The 13,144-nt window shown below is 62.8% G+C and carries 6 protein-coding genes; 1 reads left to right on the top strand and 5 read right to left on the bottom strand.

All coding sequences use genetic code 11. The features are described 5' to 3' along the window. Window positions 1-148: 148 nt before the first annotated feature. From ligA to AADW18_RS01190, 4 genes are all read right to left on the bottom strand, one after another. The gene (gene ligA, locus AADW18_RS01205; protein ID WP_337341522.1) at window positions 149-2,497 is read right to left on the bottom strand and encodes an NAD-dependent DNA ligase LigA; all 2,349 of its coding nucleotides are present in this window, start codon (window positions 2,495-2,497) and stop codon (window positions 149-151) included. Window positions 2,498-2,630: 133 nt separating this feature from the next. After that, the gene (gene zipA / locus AADW18_RS01200; RefSeq protein ID WP_337341521.1) at window positions 2,631-3,359 is read right to left on the bottom strand and encodes a cell division protein ZipA; all 729 of its coding nucleotides are present in this window, start codon (window positions 3,357-3,359) and stop codon (window positions 2,631-2,633) included. A gap of 64 nt (window positions 3,360-3,423) precedes the next feature. Further along, entirely contained in the window at window positions 3,424-6,927 is a 3,504-nt protein-coding gene (smc, locus tag AADW18_RS01195) for a chromosome segregation protein SMC (RefSeq protein WP_337341520.1), read from the bottom strand. 205 nt (window positions 6,928-7,132) lie between these two features. After that, window positions 7,133-10,066 carry a DUF748 domain-containing protein gene (locus tag AADW18_RS01190; protein ID WP_337341519.1) on the bottom strand — a complete coding sequence of 978 codons (2,934 nt, stop codon included), beginning with the start codon at window positions 10,064-10,066 and terminating at the stop codon, window positions 7,133-7,135. A 224-nt stretch (window positions 10,067-10,290) separates the two neighbouring features. Here AADW18_RS01190 and AADW18_RS01185 point away from each other — a divergent pair, with 224 nt between their 5' ends. After that, the gene (locus AADW18_RS01185) at window positions 10,291-11,490 is read left to right on the top strand and encodes an amino acid aminotransferase (protein ID WP_337342093.1); all 1,200 of its coding nucleotides are present in this window, start codon (window positions 10,291-10,293) and stop codon (window positions 11,488-11,490) included. A gap of 168 nt (window positions 11,491-11,658) precedes the next feature. On the opposite strand, the gene ugpC is transcribed toward AADW18_RS01185, so the two are convergent. After that, the gene (gene ugpC / locus AADW18_RS01180) at window positions 11,659-12,744 is read right to left on the bottom strand and encodes a sn-glycerol-3-phosphate ABC transporter ATP-binding protein UgpC (RefSeq protein ID WP_337341518.1); all 1,086 of its coding nucleotides are present in this window, start codon (window positions 12,742-12,744) and stop codon (window positions 11,659-11,661) included. Window positions 12,745-13,144 lie beyond the last annotated feature (400 nt).

Raw genomic sequence — 13,144 nt, 5'->3', positions numbered from 1 at the left:
GCGATCGCGAGTCCGAAGAGCCTGGTTATTCGCCACCTGGACGCGCTGCGGCGCGTTCTTCATCGTGCACCCTGAGCGGTTATCGGGGCGCCATCGCGACTTACCCGTACCGGCATGCCGGCACGACTCCTACACGTTAGGGATCCCATCATTCGTGCTTGGCCAAAAAACCCAGCAGTTTGGCTTCGTCCCAGATATCGACACCCAGCTCCTGCGCCTTGGCGAGTTTGGAGCCGGCTTCTTCGCCGGCGACCACGAAGTTGGTCTTCTTCGACACGCTGCCGGCAATCTTCGCGCCCAGGGCTTCCAGCCGCGCCTTCGCGTCGTCGCGCGTCATCGCGGCCAAGGTGCCGGTCAGTACCACGGTCTGGCCTTCCAGCGGGCCGGTTTCAATTACTGCATCGGCGGGCGTAAGGCGAAGCAGGTTTTCCAGCGCTTTGCCGCTACGAATCAATAGCGAGGCGTTCTCCGGAACCTCGAGCCAGGCCGCCAGCGCGTTGGCCGAATCGGATGGCAAGCCAGCGGTCACGTAGTTGTGCACGGGAGCGTCGCACAGCGCTTCCGCACTCGCGAATGCGCTTGCCAGTTGTTCCGCGCGCACACGGGTGATCTTCGGTATTTCCAGGTCCACCAGCAACGTGGCCAGGTTCAAATCCGGTCGCAGTTTGGGCGAAGGCGGATGGGTATCGACAATGTGCACGCCGCGCGCGAGTAATTCGTCGATGACCTGCTGGTTACCGGGCTGGTCGAAGAAATGACCGGCCGAGCGCGCGACTTCGCCACCGATATCGGGCACGCGCTTGAGCATCGGCCACGGCATTCGCCGGATCAGTTTCAGATCGCCGAACCACAGCGCCAGCGCCTTGGCCGTGCTCTCGCCGACATGCTGGATGCCCAATGCGTAGAGGAAACGTTCCAGCGTGGTCGTGCGGCTTTTGTCGATGGCCTCGATCAGGTTGTCCGCCCATTTGGTCGCGACCTTGCCGGACTTTACGGTTTCAGGGGTAGATCCATCGCGCTCATCCGCGCGCCGTTTCATCTCCAGCAGATCTTCCAGCGTCAGCTTGTAGAGATCGGCGACCGAGGTGACGTAGCCCAGATCGCTCAGCACCTCGATATAGCGTTCGCCCAATCCGTCGATGTCCATCGCACGACGGGAAGCGAAATGGCCGATCGCCTCCTTGCGTTGGGCGGCGCAGGTCAGCTCGCCGGAACAGCGCCAGACCGCCTCGCCTTCCTCGCGCACCAGCTCCGAACCACAAACCGGGCAATGGCTGGGCATCGACCACGGCTTGGTTTTTGGTGGGCGGCGCTCCAGCACGACGCTGACAACTTCGGGAATCACGTCACCGGCGCGGCGCACGATAACGGTGTCGCCGTTGCGCACGTCCAGACGCGCGACCTGGTCCGCATTGTGCAGCGTCGCCCGGGTGACGGTGACGCCACCCACCTGTACCGGTTGCATCAATACCCACGGTGTGACCGCACCGGTGCGGCCGACGTTGACCTCGATCGATTCGACGGTGGTCATCTGTTCCTGCGCGGGGAATTTGTGCGCGATCGCCCAGCGCGGTGCACGGGAAACGAATCCCATCTCCCGCTGGCCTTCGTAGTCGTCCAGCTTGTAAACCACACCGTCGATGTCGAACGGCAGTTTGTCGCGTTTGGCGCCTATCGCACGGTAGTAGTCGAGCAAGCCCGATAGCCCATCGACCACCCTGTTCTCCGGGCTGACCGGGAAACCCCAGTCGCGCAGGCGGGCCAGCGTCTTCGAGTGGGTTGGCGGCAGCTCGCCTCCCTCGACACGCCCAACGGCGTAGGCGTAAAACGCCAGGGGCCGCTGTGCTGTCATACGTGGATCGAGCTGCCGCAAAGAGCCGGCGGCACCGTTGCGCGGATTGGCCAGTACTTTGCCGCCCTCTTTCAGCATGCGTTCGTTGTAGACCTTGAAAGCCGCCAGCGGCATATAGACTTCGCCACGCACTTCCAACGTTTTCGGCCAGTCAGTGCCGCGCAGTTGCAGCGGAATGGCCTTGATGGTGCGCAGGTTGGCGGTGACGTCCTCGCCGGTGGCGCCGTCTCCGCGGGTAGCGCCTTGCACGAACGCACCGTCTTCGTAGCGCAAGCTGATGGCCAATCCATCCAGTTTCGGCTCGGCGGAAAACAGCAGATGCGGGCGTTTCAGTTTTTCCGCGATACGGCGCGCGAAATCCTGCACTTCCTCATCACTGAAGGCATTGCCCAGCGACAGCATGGGGACGGCGTGGCGTACTTCCGCGAATTTTGCCGATGGTGCGTTGCCCACCCGCTGGGTGGGTGAATCCGCCGTCACCAGCTCGGGGTGCGCGGATTCCAGATCATCCAGCTCGCGCAGCATCCTGTCGTACTCGGCGTCCGGAATATTCGGCTCGTCCAGTACGTGGTAGCGGTAGTTGGCGTCGTGCAGCTGACGGCGGAGTTCGGCGATGCGGGTGGCGGCAATTGGGGCGGCGGTCATAGGCAGATTCTATCGCGAGCCTTGTAGAGCCGAGCTTGCTCGGCTGCTTTTTGCACGGACATCATCGACGAAGAGCAGCCGAGCAAGCTCGGCTCTACATGAAGCACCTAGCGGCGCGTGCATACCGCGCCTGCTACCAGCGCGGCGACTTGGTCAGCGGAGGCGCTTCATGCTGGCGGTCGTAGGCGCGTAGTTCTTCACGGATGTGCTGGATGCGCTGGCGGCCCAGGGTGTTGCGGCTGTCGTCCAGCACCACGCCGTTCAGCAGCTCGGCCATGCGTTCGACGTTGGGCAACAGTTTTTCCCAAGCTTCCAAGGCGGTGATCGGTGCCGGCAAGGTCAGGAAGAACGCGATGGCGGGCGTTTCCATTTCGCGGATGTGTGCCATGTCGAAACTGCCCGGCTGCATGATATTGGCCATGCTGAAGACCGGGCCGCGTTCTGGATGGCCTTCTATCAGCCGGTGGAACACGTTCATGTGGCCGAACGTGAGGCCGGTCTTCTCGGCCGCCACCACGATGTCCTCGCCGCGCAACGTATGGCCGGCCTTGGCCGCCACATACAGCGAAACGATCTTGTCGAAATCCTGGCTGGGGCGCTTGCCCAGGTCGCTGTCGAAGTGCGATACCGGCGTGCCGCCAGCCAGACCCAGCTCCGGTTGGGTAACCGCCTCATCGCTGTAGTCGTGCTCGGTCGCGTCGTCGGCCGAGAGACTGGGTTCGACCCGTGCGTTGTCGCGCTCGCTGGGTTCCACCCGTCGGCCCTGGCTGGGCTTCTTGGGCCGACCGAAGAAGAAGATCGCGGCAAACAGGATCGCGCCTGCGACCAGGATGCCGATTCGAAGCATTGCCATGTCGGACACTAGGGGATTCTCCGGCAAGGTTTCTGGATCAGGGTCATGCTGCTCAGGGGCCTGCTGCTCAGCGTCATGCCGCCCCGGCCAGGCGAGCGGCTTCTTCCAGGTCGACCGATACCAATCGGCTGACGCCGGGTTCCCGCATGGTAACGCCACTGAGCTGGTGCGCGGCTTCCATGGTCGCTTTGTTGTGGCTGACGAACAGGAACTGCACCTTTTCGCTCATCTCCTTCACCATGGCGGTGAAGCGGCCCACGTTGGCTTCGTCCAGCGGCGCGTCCACCTCGTCCAGCAAGCAGAAAGGCGCGGGATTCAACTGGAAGATGGCGAAGACCAGCGCCACCGCCGTCATTGCCTTCTCGCCACCGGACAACAGCGAAATATTGGAAACACGCTTGCCGGGCGGACGCGCCATGATCGCGACGCCCGTGTCCAGCAGGTCTTCGCCGGTCAGTTCCAGATAGGCATGACCGCCGCCGAACAGGCGTGGGTAAAGCTCCTGCACGCCGGCGTTGACACGGTCGAAGGTGTCCTTGAAGCGTCCGCGGGTCTCGCGGTCGATCTTGCGGATGGCCTCTTCCAGGGTTTCCAGCGCCGAGTTCAAATCGGCGTCCTGCGCTTCCAGGTATTCCGAGCGCTGCGAGGCTTCGCCGTACTCGTGGATGGCGGCCAGGTTGACCGGCTCCAGCCGGCGCATGCGGCCATCGATCTGGTTGACGGTCTGTTCCCAATCCGACAGGTTGGCGACTTCCGGCAGGGTGTTGATGACGTCTTCCAGCACGAAGCCGGCGGCAATCACGGCTTCGGACAATTGCTCGGCCTTCAGCGCCAGCGCCTGCTGGTCCAGCTTGCGTTGGGAAATACGCTCGCGCTGTGCGAGGGATTGTTCGTCGCGCTGATGGCGGGTTTGTTCGTACTGGCGGAGTTCGTTGTCGATCGCTTCCAGGGCCGCACGGGCTTCGGCCAGGTGGCGGTCGGCGTTGACGCGTTGCTCCAGCGCAGCCTGGCGCTGGGCCTCCAGCTCATGAACCGGAGAGTCGCCTTCGCTCAGCTGTGTTGTCAGTTCGCCCAGGCGGGAATCCAGCTGCCCGCGCTGCCCGCTCATGCGGTCCAGCGCCTGGCTTAGCGCCACGATCTGCGCCCGCTGCGATTCCAGCGTCAGCGCGAGCGCATGGGTGGCATCGCGCGAAGCCCGGGCCGCTTCGCGCGCCTGATCGCGTGCTTCCACGAACTGGCGTCGTTCGGCTTCCAGCGTTTGGCGCGCCGATTCCAGATCGCCCATGCTCGTGATCGCGTCTTCCAGACGGGTACGCGCTTCGCGGGCTTGTTCGCGGCTGGTATCCAGGGTTTCAACCAGTTGTGCGATTTCCTGGTCGATCTTTTCGATGCGGTTGCGGGTGGATTCCACCCGCCCTTTCTGGCTCTGCAGTTGGCCGGCCAGTTCGGACACGCTGCGATGCGCCATGTAAAGGGCGCGCTGCGCATCTTCGCGCTGCTGTTCGGCGGCCAGTAGTTGATCGCGCAATGTGGCGAGGCGGTGCTCCAGTTCGGCCTCGCGGTGCTGCAGTTGTTCGATCTCCACGCGTAGCGACTGGATTTCGCGTTCCCGCAGCAAGGCGCCCTGCTTCGCCGCACCGGAACGCGTCACCCGCACCCAGCCGGCGCCCAGGCGTTCACCATTGCGGGTAATGACTGAATCGCCCTCGCCCAACTGCGACTGCAGACGGCGCGCTTCGGCCAGATCTTCGGCGACATGAAGGCGCGCGAGCAGGCGGCGAATGGCTGCGGGACCTTGCACTTTCGCCGCCAGCGAGGTCGGCGCGAAGTCGATCTCTTGCGAGTCGGCGGAGACCAAGGCGATACGGCCTTCGCCCAGTTCCCCCAAGGCATCGACCAAGCTCTCGGGCGCATCGACCAGCACGCCTTCGATCAACTGACCGAGCGCGCCTTCCACGGCGTTTTCCCAGCCGGATTCGACAGTGAGCTTTTCACCGACTCGCGCAGCGCTGTCCAGCCCGCGTGCTTTCAGCCAAGCCACGGCGGCGCCCTGCTCCTGGCCCAGTGCTGCATGCTGCAAGGTTTCCAGCGACGACAAGCGGCCACGCGATTCCTGTGTGCGCTTGCGTACTTCCGAGAGTTCGCCTTGGGTGGTGCGCTGCTGTTCCTGCACGTCAGCGGCGGCCTGCTTGCGGGCCTCCACTTGCTCGTTCAGCGATTCCAGCGATTCTTTCTGGGTGTCATGCTGGATTTGCAATTGTTCGAAGGCGTCGGCCAGCGCGGCCAGGTCCAACCCGGTGCGTTCGCCGGCCAGGGCTTCGCGGCGGCGCTCGGCTTCGAACGCCTGCCGGTCGAGGTAGTCGACGCGGGTACGTTCGACTTCGCCAGCGCGTGATGCTTCGGCGGACTCGCGGCTGTGGGTTTCCCAACGTTGCTGCCAGTCGGCCAGCCTGGTCTCGGCCTCGCGCAGCGCGTCCTGCTTGAACAGGTCGTCTTCCTGCAGCTGCGCCAACTGCGGCTCGGCATCGGCCACGGATTCGCGCAACACGGCCAGCTTGGTCTCGTCGCCGCTGATGTGCTGGCCGAGCTCGGCCAGTTGGTGCGCGGCTTCTTCGCGGGCCTTGCGCAGGCGCTCGGCCAATTCGTGCTGGTGCTGGATCTGCTGCTCGATGCGGGCGAGTGTGCTGCCCACCTGATAGACCTCGGCTTGCGCCTTGTTGAGGTTCTCGACGGATTCCTCGCGGCGCACGCGGTCGGTTTCGATCTGGCGCTCGGCCTCACGCTGTTCGGCGATCAGCTGCTGCAGTTTGGTTTCTTCCTGCGACAAGCCCTCGCGCAGCGCCTGCAAACGGCTGTCCAAGCCACGGAACTCCAGCGCCTTCCATTCGGCATCCTTGACCCGCCGTTCCTCCTGCAACGCCTGGTATTGCTCAGCCTGCTTGGCCTGGCGCTTCAGATGCTCGAGTTGTTTGCTGATTTCCTCGCGAAGATCGCTGAGGCGCTCCAGGTTTTCGCGGGTATGGCGAATCCGGGTCTCGGTTTCCTTGCGGCGCTCCTTGTACTTGGAAATGCCCGCGGCTTCTTCGAGGTAGATGCGCAGGTCTTCCGGGCGTGCCTCGATGATCTGGCTGATCATGCCCTGCTCGATGATCGAGTAGCTGCGCGGACCCAGGCCGGTGCCCAGGAACAGGTCGGTGATGTCGCGGCGGCGGCACTTGGTGCCGTTGAGGTAGTAATTGCTCTGCCCGTCGCGGCTGACTTGGCGCTTGACCGAAATTTCGTTGAACGCGGCGAATTCACCGGCAATGGTGTGATCGCTGTTGTCGAAGATCAACTCCACCGTGGCCTGTGAAACCGGCTTGCGTGCGGAGGAGCCGGAAAAGATCACGTCCGTCAGCGAATCGCCGCGCAGGCGACTGGCCGAGCTCTCGCCCATGACCCAGCGCACGGCATCGATGATGTTGGATTTGCCGCAACCGTTGGGACCCACCACGCCGGTCATGTTGGTGGGCAGATGCAAGGTGGTCGGGTCGACGAAGGATTTGAAACCGGACAGCTTGATGGTGGAAAGGCGCATGCGGCGTTAGTTTCCAGGGGCATCGCGGCCGGTTGGCCCGGCGCGCTGCCAAAAGTATTAATCAGGATGAGTTGTTATCGCCAAGTTACTGAATTATCTGGCGATAGCGCACCGCTTCCACGGCACTAACGCATGAGTATAGCCGGCCCCGCTGGTAGGTGGCCCTACCCGGCTACCAGCACCCCTCGTATTCCTGTTTCTGGGTCTATTCCAGCGCCAGCTCCAGCCGCACGCTGCCCTCGTGAAGGCTGGGTGCCTTGGCGGCGGTGATGAATACCCGCGTCGGGTCCAGCGCTCCGCCAGCCAGCAGGGCGTCCTGGATGGCGCTCGCACGCGCCCGGCCCAGTTCCTCCAGTTCGGTGGGCGTGGGCTGGTAATGCGCCAGCAACTGCGTCCGCAGCCACGCCAGCGCTGCCTGTTCGCGCAAGCCGCGTTTTTCCTTGCGGGTGGCCTCGTCGGCGTTGGCATCGGCATCGGGAATGTCCGGCTTTTTGCCCAATTGCTGCCTGAAAAGCTTTTCCAATGCTTCAATTTGCTCGTCCGCGGGTAAGGCGGCGAACGCCGCGGAGTCGGTTTTTTGCAAATCCGCCGCGGCTCGCAACATGCGCTGCTCCGCTATAGCGGTCGGATCGGCGTCGGCGGCAATGCCCGCCGGTATGTCCAGGCGCAGGGTCGGCCGGTCCGCCAAACCCTTCGCCAGGGCGGCCAAGTTGCCGCGGGCAGCCTCCGATAGATCGGCCGACCCCGGGACGAAGCTGACGTACTGGGCATCCTCTGCACCCTGGAACAACGAGCCGATAAATGCGAACGGCGCGGTGACGATCTTTACCAGCAGGTTCTTCAGTATCTGCCAGACCACCGGCCATACCCGGAACGTGGGATCGTCCAGCGAACCCGTCACTGGCAGGTCCAGATCAATCACCCCATGACGGTCTTTCAACAGCGATGTCGCCAATCGAATGGGCAGGGAGACCTTGTCCTGGCTGTCGGTAGCCTCGCCCCACTCCAACTGGTCCAGCAGCACGTGGTGGGCGGCTTTCAGCTGCCGATCGTCGATCTGGTAGTGGAGTTCGGTTGTCAGCTTTCCCTTGGCGATGGCGTACCCGGCGAAACGCCCGGAATATGGATTGAAGATCGGCAAATCGATGTTGCGAAACGTCATCGCGATATCGGTGTGTTTATCGAAGGCGAACACATTGGTGCCGCCGCGGATGGTCACCGGCGTGTAGCGATTGAGGATATGGCCGGTGAGGTCTATATCGGCGACCGAATCGGTGGCGGTGGAGAGCCCGCGGATCGTCCCGGCGAGGGATTCGATGTGGGCGCGGAAGTTCGGATCGATCGAATAGTCGGCGAAGGCCATGGTGCCGCCGTCGAGGCGCAGCTCGCCGACCTTGACCGTCATGGCTGGCGCAGCTGTCTGTTCCGCTGTCCGCACAGGTCGTGCGGTCGGAGGCGGTGCAGCCGCCTGCGCTGCAGTCGGAGGCGCAACGGGAGATGCGGGATCAGCGAACACGTTCGCCAGGTTCAGCGTCCGGTCCTGCTCCACAGTCACTATGGCGAAAGGCTTCCTTGCATGCATGCGCCGGATGCTGATCGATGCGGGTGTCTGCCTGTAATCCACACCATATACATCGACGCGCTGCCAGGACATCAGCTCGCGTTGCTCGGCACGCTCCATCAGCTTGAAGCTGTCCAGGGAAGCGTCGCCACTGAAACTCAGTGACGCGGCGGCGTCGGTCGGCGGTAATTTCAGCTCCCCTTTGGCATCCAGATTGCCGGAGCGCAGTTCCAGTCGCGGAAAATCAGGCAGATAGCCCAGCACATCGCGCAAGGGCAACGCCGACAGATCCACCTGCAACACGGCTGCGGCGGTAGCGGGAATGAGCTCGCCATGGACGGACAAGCGCGCACCGTTGTTGATGGCGGCCTGGATCGTCATGGGCACTGGCCGGTCCATGTCCAGACTGATTCCACTGGCGGTCAGCGAAAGTGGATTCAGGCGGAAACGCGCCGCAGGCTTGACGGCCTTGTCCTCGAAATCGAGATCGGCGTTGTCCAGCACCAATTGGGCCAGGTTGAATTTCCATTCGCTATCGGCAGCCGTTTCGTCGGACTCTCCGGTGCCGTCGGGCGGAAACAGCTGTTGCAGATTGAGGCTGCCATCGGACTGCCGCCACACGCTGGTTTTCATACCACTGATACGCATCGCATCGATGGCAATTTCCTGCTTGGTCAAAGACACACGCGTGTTGTCCAGAGCCGCCAATGGCAACGTCACCCAATCTGTTTTCAGGCCTTTTCCGCGCAACGCAAGCGCGGTCGCCGACGCTTCCGACAACTGGACCTCCAATTGCATTCCCGCCTTGGCCGGGACCGAAAACCGGTAGCTGCCAGCCAGATCGAAGTGGCCGGCGCTCAGTTCCATGGGTAGCTGCTCGCTGAGGAATTCATAGACGTTGCGCGCTTGCAGACCTTGGATTTTCAGCTTCCCGTCCGAAGCGAACGGCTGCAGCGACAGCGAGCCCTGCCAATCGAGGCTTTCCCCTTCATCGCCCTTTGCCTGCAGCAGGAAGCCGCCACCGGAGGCCACGGTGCGGAAATCGCGCAGCTCGAACTTGATGGGCGAAAACCGTTTGGTGGGCGTCAGCCGGCGGCTCTGATCGGCAAAATCCAAATGCCCTTGTGCAACGGCGAACCGTTGAATCCAAAGCGCGGGCGGCGGACCATCGTCTTGGCTCTTAGGCAGCAAATCGCCCAGATTCAACGAGCCATCCGGCCGGATAATGGCTTGTGCATAGGGCGCTTCCAGCGAAATTTCCCGGAAGGTGTAGGCGCCCTCCCACAAGGAAGACACCTGGAAATCCGCAGCGAGCCGCCGCCACGCCACCAGTGGTTGGCCGGCGCCATTTCCCGGTTCGCGGATCGCCATATCGGCGATTTCGGCACGGAAAGTGAAGGGATTGAAGCGAATTTCGCCCAGGCTCAGCGACTTGCCCAGTTCGGTGCGTACGTAGTCGGTGGCCTGGGTTCGTGCCAGCTTCGGGACAGCCCAGAAACCAGCGGCGGCATACAACCCTACTGCTGATACCAATACCAGTCCGAGCAACAGAGACCGACGCCGGATCCACTTCCACATGGCTCATCCTCCCGATAGGCGCCGCGGAGAAATCTTCCGTGTCGCCAGCACTGCGAAAACGGCTTGCCGCCGGACTGTAGCAGCTCATTGCCGGCGAGCGTCACCGGCATTACTCAATTGTGCGCACTGGTCGGGGAGAGCAGGCACGGCCGGTGCCTGCTAGGATCGCTCTGTTTGCCTCGCGCGAACCTCCTTCCCCACTCACCAATCTGGTACTGACTACCGTGTCTTTCTTCGCATCCGTCGAAACCGTTCCCGGCGATCCAATCCTGGGACTTACCGAGGCTTACAACGCCGATACCCGCCCCGGCAAAGTGAATCTGGGCGTTGGCATCTACTACGATGAGCAGGGCCGCATTCCGCTGCTCGACTCCGTCCGCACCATCGAACAAGCGCTGGCCGCCCAGGCGCGCGCGCGCGGCTATCTGCCCATCGACGGACTCCCCGCCTACAACCTGGCTACCCAGAAACTGCTGTTCGGCGCGGACTCGGCCGCGTTGGATGCCGGTCGCGTGGCAACCTCGCAAACGGTAGGCGGCAGTGGCGCACTGCGTATCGGCGCCGATTTCCTCAAGCGCGTGCTGCCGCGGGCGAAAATCGCAATCAGCAATCCCAGCTGGGAAAACCATCGCGTGGTGTTCGCCGCCGCAGGTTTCGAAGTCAGCGATTACCGCTACTACGATCCGGCGACGCACGGTCTTGATTTCCCCGGCATGCTCGCCGATCTGGCTGCATTCGAGCCCGGTACCGTCGTGCTGCTGCACGCCTGCTGCCACAACCCAACGGGCGTGGACCTGACTGCTGAGCAATGGAAGCAGGTGGTGGAACTGATCAAGGATCGCCAACTGTTGCCTTTCATCGACATGGCCTACCAAGGGTTCGATCAGGGCACCGATGCCGATGCCACGGCGGTTCGGTTGTTCGCTGATTCGGGCGTGAGCTCGTTCCTGGTCGCCAGTTCTTATTCCAAGTCGTTTTCCTTGTATGGCGAGCGCGTTGGTGCGCTGTCCGTGGTCGCCGCCGACCGTGATGAAGCCAGGCGCGTGCAGTCGCAGATCAAGCGCACCATCCGTTCCAACTATTCCAGTCCGTCCACCCATGGCGGCGCGCTGGTAGCAGGCGTGTTGAGCAGCGATGAACTGCGAGCGCAGTGGGAAAGCGAACTGGGCGGCATGCGCGAACGCATCCATGCCTTGCGCGCGGGTCTGGTTGCCAAGCTGGCGGCGCTGGGCGCACCGGAGTTCGGCTTCATCCAGCAGCAGGCAGGCATGTTCTCGTATTCAGGGCTGACCACCGCGCAGGTGGACCGCCTACGTGAGGAATACGCGATCTATGCGATCGGCACCGGGCGCATCTGCGTGGCCGCATTGAGTCATCAGAACCTGGACAAGGTAGCGGAAGCGGTCTATTCGGTCAGTCGCTGACGATTTCTGGCACGGCACCATGTAGGAGCGGCGTCCCAGCGGTAGGAGCGGCGTCCCGCCGCGAGCTCTTTCCATCAGATCGCGATAAAAGCGAAGAGCTCGCGGCGGGACGCCGCTCCTACAACAGCCGCAGGTGCCGCTCCTACCGTCATTCGGCGTACCGGGACGCTACGCTTCCAATCGCAATCCGCTGTCGGCATCGAAACAATGCACGCGCCGGCCATCCACCACCATGCGCAGGTTTTCGCCGGGTTGCGGCAGCGCGCGTGGCGATACTCGCGAAACCAATAGCTGATCGCCGTAGCCGAGATTGACGAAAATCTCATTGCCAACCGGCTCGATCGCTTCCACCCGGGCTTCAAAGCCGGCGTCGTCGGCCCACGATGGCTGCAGATGCTCCGGACGCACACCGATGGCGATCGCCCTGCCCTGCCACGCTGACGGTAGCTGCGCATGCGCCAGCGGCACCTGGGCGCCGCCTTCCAGCGTCAGGAACGGCCGCTCGCCACACGTCAGTTCGCCACGCAGCACATTCATTGCCGGGCTGCCCAGGAAACCTGCAACGAAAAGGTTGGCTGGCTTCTCATACAGCGCCATCGGCGTATCGATCTGCTGTATCTGCCCGTCCTTCAGCACCACGATGCGCTGCCCCAGCGTCATCGCTTCCACTTGGTCATGGGTGACATAGACCATGGTGGCGCCCAGTTGGCGGTGCAGCCTCGCGATTTCGGTACGCATGGAGTGGCGCAGCTTGGCGTCGAGATTGGACAACGGCTCATCCAGCAGGAAAACCGACGGCTCGCGAACCAGCGCACGCCCCAACGCCACGCGCTGGCGCTGGCCGCCAGACATTTCGCGCGGCAATTTTTGCAACATGTGCGTCATGCCCAAGGTTTCTGCGGCGGCAGCCACACGTTGTTCGATCACAGTCTTAGGATGACCACGCAGCTTCAGGCCGAACGCCAGGTTCTCCGCCACGGTCATGTGCGGATACAACGCATAACTCTGGAACACCATGGCGATATCGCGGTCCTTCGGAGGCACCTGATTGACGACGCGACCACCAATGGACAGCGCGCCCTCGGAAATCTCTTCCAAACCGGCGATCATCCGCAGCAGCGTGGATTTGCCGCAACCGGACGGCCCCACCAACACCATCAGTTCGCCATCGGCGACCTCGAAACTGGCCCCGTGCACGGCCACTTGGCCGTTGTCGTACACCTTGCGCACGCGGTCGAGTTGAACACTAGCCATCATTGCTCCGGTCGGGCCACGCCCGCTGTCCAGCATGCCACTGCCGCCGGGCCCCTCCCAGTGACAGGCGGAACCCGAAGGCGCCGCTGTTATGAATGCGGCACTCACCGGAGTGCCTTTTCTTTTCCCTCCTGCCCTGCTGAGGGCAAGAAAGGGAGGGTATCGACTCGGTAGAACTCAATGGATTTGGTTCCGAACAACCATCAGAAACTCCGATCGGAATTCCATCGTTGCCACAGCTTCCGCTTTTCACCGCGGAACTCGCGCTATTCTGCCATGTAATCGTTTTCACGATGAATACCTTGGGGGCCTCCGCGGGGCCGATGTCAATCCGTACCAATGACGGACCACCGCGACCATGCAGCAGCGCTGATGCTGTATCGACGCGACACTGCCACCA

Origin of the sequence: Pseudoxanthomonas sp. CCNWLY206-1, from assembly GCF_039710385.1 — a bacterium.
In the GTDB taxonomy this organism is placed as follows: domain Bacteria; phylum Pseudomonadota; class Gammaproteobacteria; order Xanthomonadales; family Xanthomonadaceae; genus Pseudoxanthomonas_A.
This window is presented reverse-complemented; position numbering and strand designations above follow the sequence as displayed.

Coding starts and splice junctions, on each gene's coding strand:
- ligA (WP_337341522.1), bottom strand. CDS start 2,497: ATGACCGCCGCCCCAATTGCCGCCACCCGCATCGCCGAACTCCGCCGT.
- smc (WP_337341520.1), bottom strand. CDS start 6,927: ATGCGCCTTTCCACCATCAAGCTGTCCGGTTTCAAATCCTTCGTCGAC.
- AADW18_RS01190 (WP_337341519.1), bottom strand. CDS start 10,066: ATGTGGAAGTGGATCCGGCGTCGGTCTCTGTTGCTCGGACTGGTATTG.
- ugpC (WP_337341518.1), bottom strand. CDS start 12,744: ATGGCTAGTGTTCAACTCGACCGCGTGCGCAAGGTGTACGACAACGGC.